Annotated in this window: 4 protein-coding genes; 2 read left to right on the plus strand and 2 right to left on the minus strand. The window is 43.2% G+C overall.

Features of this window, described 5'->3' with window-relative positions; translation table 11 throughout:
* Positions 1-176: 176 nt before the first annotated feature.
* Positions 177-773 carry a Crp/Fnr family transcriptional regulator gene (locus VF500_RS23890; protein WP_330862077.1) on the minus strand — a complete coding sequence of 199 codons (597 nt, stop codon included), beginning with the start codon at positions 771-773 and terminating at the stop codon, positions 177-179.
* Positions 774-944: 171 nt separating this feature from the next.
* Here VF500_RS23890 and VF500_RS23895 point away from each other — a divergent pair, with 171 nt between their 5' ends.
* Positions 945-1,118, plus strand: a complete 174-nt coding sequence (locus VF500_RS23895; RefSeq protein WP_330862078.1) for a hypothetical protein — start codon at positions 945-947, stop codon at positions 1,116-1,118.
* A gap of 114 nt (positions 1,119-1,232) precedes the next feature.
* Entirely contained in the window at positions 1,233-3,656 is a 2,424-nt protein-coding gene (locus VF500_RS23900) for an outer membrane beta-barrel family protein (RefSeq protein ID WP_330862079.1), read from the plus strand.
* Positions 3,657-3,712: 56 nt separating this feature from the next.
* On the opposite strand, the gene VF500_RS23905 is transcribed toward VF500_RS23900, so the two are convergent.
* A complete protein-coding gene (locus VF500_RS23905; RefSeq protein WP_330862080.1) occupies positions 3,713-4,021 on the minus strand; it encodes a hypothetical protein in 309 nt (102 codons plus the stop codon).
* Positions 4,022-4,054: the final 33 nt, after the last annotated feature.

Below are 4,054 nucleotides of genomic sequence, written 5' to 3' on the forward strand. Positions count from 1 at the left end.
CAGCTCGCGGGCTGTTTTTACCGCAGCTGAAGTTTCTATGATCAATGTTTTATTTGCTGACATGACTTTCAATTTTTTTTCGTTTTGTTTGATGAAGCAAAGTTGGGCACAAAACGCGGCAGCAATTTTCACTTAGGTGAAAACCGGAAGGGTCATTTGTCAGCAGAGTTTCGTTTTTAGGGCTTTGGTTGCGACAAACGCTTCTTAATACGGGTAAGCGATGGATTTTTGATCCCCAGGTAGGATGAAATATGATAGGCCGGAATGCGGTTAACGATGTTGGGATGCTGGGCTACCATTTTCAAATATCGCTCTTCGGCAGTGTTGAATTGAAATTCTTCGGCGCGGGCCTGCGAATGGTTAAAAAACAATTCGGCAATGAGGCGACCAAAGCGTTGCCAGCCGGTTGGCGTGGTATAAAGGTACTGGAGATCGTTGTAGTTAATGGAGATGATCTCGGCATCTTCCATCGCCTGGATAAAATAGGCACAGGGATACTGATTTATAAAGCTCCGGAACGATACCAGGAATTGACGCTCTGAAAAAAAGTAGATATTCTTTTCTTCCTGCGTTTCGGGGTGCACGTAGTAAATCCTGAACAAGCCCTTGTTGATCAGCGCCAGATCGGTACATACAATGTTTTGCATGTTAAAGAAATCGCCTTTCACAATTTTGCGGGTTCGCCAGTAAGGCATACTGATGTTGATATCATTGCCCGACAGGTCGGCAAATTTACCAAGCAGTTCGTTCAATACTTCCTGTTTTGATTCCATGCTGTTAACAAAGCGTAATTATTCCAAATATCGGCACAAAAAACCACAGCAATTTTCACCTGGGTTAATAACATGACGTTTTATTTTCTTATTTTACAATCAAACTAAATTGAATTAAAAAAACAATCACCAAATCAATCAACATCATGAAGAATATAAAAACATCTCCCCATGTTAGTGAGTTTGATAGAGATAACCCTCTGCCTGGCTGCCATTATACTGGCAGTGTCTGGTCCGCGAAAAAACAAAAAGAAAGGCAATAACATTAACCGGCATGCCCGCATGCGTTCCGAATACTACGTTACCGAAAACGGTGCATTGGAACATGTAAAAAGTGATATATAAACACTAACCTAACTTCCGGGATAACAACAGTAAATAAAATAGAACCGCCGCTAAACAATTTGCGGCGGTTTTTTATTTAATTTACGGCACTATAAACCCAACCCTGCTCCCGGTTTGAAATACATTTACAGCTTTTTATTTTTTAGTTTAGTTTATACCAGCCTGTTAGCACAGGTAAAAGTTAGCGGTAAAATAACCGGCAATTCCAAAAGCCCCGCGCCGCTGGCCGTTGTTAACCTCCAACAGCAAAACTCCGAACAAACCAGGGTTGTACAAACCGACTCGCTCGGCTTGTTTAGTTTTACCGATGTTGATAAAGGCAATTACAGCTTAACCATTACTTACACCGGTTATCAGAAAACGGAAGTTAAGTTAAACCTGCAACGTGATACCACTTTATCCATTACTCTTGCCGATAATACCACACAGCTGAATGAGGTAAAGATCACCGCCAGCAAGGCCACTGTTGAAAACAAAAGCGATAAGCTGGTTTATAACGTATCAACCAGCGCGACATCGGCCGGTGCAGACGCGCTTACTGTGATTGGCCGGGTGCCGGGTGTAAAAGTTGGCGATAATGATCTGAGCATTGTTGGCAAGGGTAGCGTTAAAGTGATGGTGAATGAAAGATTAGTTCAATTGGCCGGTACTGATCTGCTTCGTTACCTGCGGTCGCTTTCGGCAAGCCAGGTAACCAGTATCGAACTCATTAAAAACCCGGGTGCAGCGTATGATGCAGAAGGGAATGCCGGGCTCATCAACATCACTCTAAAACACAGCAAAAAGCAAGGCTATTCGGGCAGCGTGCAAATCAATGATAAACAATGGCTGCATAGCCCGGCCTCGGTTTACGGCACCAGCAACTATTGGTGGCTGAATGCAAGTGGGGATTTCAACTATAACACCGCCAAACTATCGGCCTACGCCAGCGTAAATGTAGATCATGACCATGAGCTGGAAGGCTTTGAAACCGATATCTACTACCCCAAACAAACCTGGCTGCAAACTGATACCGGCAATTATCGTTACCACAACTTAAACTTTATTGCTGGTGCCGATTATAGATTTAGTCCTAAAGTAACTGCCGGGGTAAACTACCAGGGCGGCAAAAACACCTATGATGGATCTGACCATGTGAATAACCCGATCATCAACAATGCTACCGGAGCTATTGATTCGACGTTAAGAACTTATGCTACTTATCACCCGGTAGCCATCAGCAACGCTGTTAACCTGCACAGCACCATCAACCTGGATACGGCGGGTGCTAAACTGGTACTAAACGCCGATTATTTTAACTATTACCGTACCGACAGGTCGGACTTTGAGAGCAACACCTACCTCACCGATGGCTCACTGAATGCAGCCAGCCGCAACCGCTATCACGATACCAATAAACAGGATATCAACATTTATACTTTTAAAGCCGATGCTATAGTCCCAATCAAATACGCCTGCTTTGCTTTTGGCGGCAAACTTAGCTTTATCAACAATTACAGCAACGCTTTTTATTATAAAAGAGCCCCCAATGATTCGTTAAAATATGACCCTAATCTAAGCAATGAGTTTACTTATACCGAAAATACACAATCTGTTTATGGCAGCATCAACCGAGAGGACGGCAAATGGAAATACCAGGCCGGATTAAGGATTGAACGCACTGAGACTAAAGGCTTTTCGCACACCCTTAATCAAACTACTATTAATAATTATACCAGGCTGTTCCCTTCCGCAACGGTTAGTTACCAGGCGGGTGTTGACCATAGTCTTTCGCTAAATTTTGGCAGGCGGGTAAACCGGCCAACTTTCTGGAACCTTAACCCTTTCAAAAGCCTGTTCACAGCCTACAGCTACGGCGAGGGTAACCCCTACCTTCAGCCCGAATACAATACCAATTTTGAGATTTCGCACACGTACAAAAACAGGCTCACCTCGGCGATATTTTTGAATGTTACCAACAATGGGTTTAACAGCGTTACCATTGCCCGGCCGGATACCAACCTCGTTTACACCACGCCGCTCAATTTTATCAAAACTTACCGATTGGGCATTTCCGAAAATTATTCGATGCAATTACTAAGTTGGCTTGATAATAATAACCAGTTTACCTTTTACCATACCGATGCCAAATCAGCCATAAGCGCGGTGAAAAACATCAGCGGTTTTGGGGCTTATATCGCTTCCAACAATAACATTTATTTTAATGCCGATAAATCCTTTTCAGGCGCAGTAAATTTCTGGTACCAGTTTCCGGAGATTGATCATATCGGCCGCAGTGATGCTTATTACAAGCTCGACCTTGGCCTTAAAGCGTCCGTACTTAAAAAGAAGGTAGATGTTTCATTTGTGATGAACGATGTTTTCAGGAGCAGCGCATCGGCAGTTACTACTACCGTTAATGGGATAAGGCAAAAGTACACCAACTTCCAGATCAACCGGTATGCCCTGCTCGGGATCAGCTACCGCTTCGGCAACAGCCAAAGCAAAACAGAAAAACAAGACACCGGCAACCAGGATGAGAAAGGCCGGGTCCATTAGAAACAAAAAAGGAGCTATAGGAGCTCCTTTTAAACAATCATAAAACAAAAACAAGGCTACATTTTACCTGTAGTATCCTTGCCCATTTTACCTTTTGACATTTTATCGTGACTCATTTTACCTGAGCCCATCTTGTCTTTTGACATTTTGTTGTGGCTCATCTTATCAGCCCCCATTTTGTCTGAAGCCATTTTATCATGGCTCATTTTGTCTTTACTCATCTTGTCCTTTTTCATTTTACCGGTATCACTAAGCGCAACAGTATTATGTGAAGGAAATGATGTTTTAGCCTGTATGTTAGCTGTAAGGCCGGTAACAGCGAAAATGGCGATAAGGGCGCCCGAAATAATTGATCTGATTTTCATGTTTCGTTTTTTAGTTATTTCCCGGTTGGTCGG

Source organism: Mucilaginibacter sp. (assembly GCF_036383575.1).
Lineage (GTDB): Bacteria > Bacteroidota > Bacteroidia > Sphingobacteriales > Sphingobacteriaceae > Mucilaginibacter.

Bases quoted from the DNA above. Each gene is read 5' to 3' on its own strand.
- VF500_RS23890 (WP_330862077.1), bottom strand. From the start codon at position 773: ATGGAATCAAAACAGGAAGTATTGAACGAACTGCTTGGTAAATTTGCC.
- VF500_RS23895 (WP_330862078.1), top strand. From the start codon at position 945: ATGTTAGTGAGTTTGATAGAGATAACCCTCTGCCTGGCTGCCATTATA.
- VF500_RS23905 (WP_330862080.1), bottom strand. From the start codon at position 4,021: ATGAAAATCAGATCAATTATTTCGGGCGCCCTTATCGCCATTTTCGCT.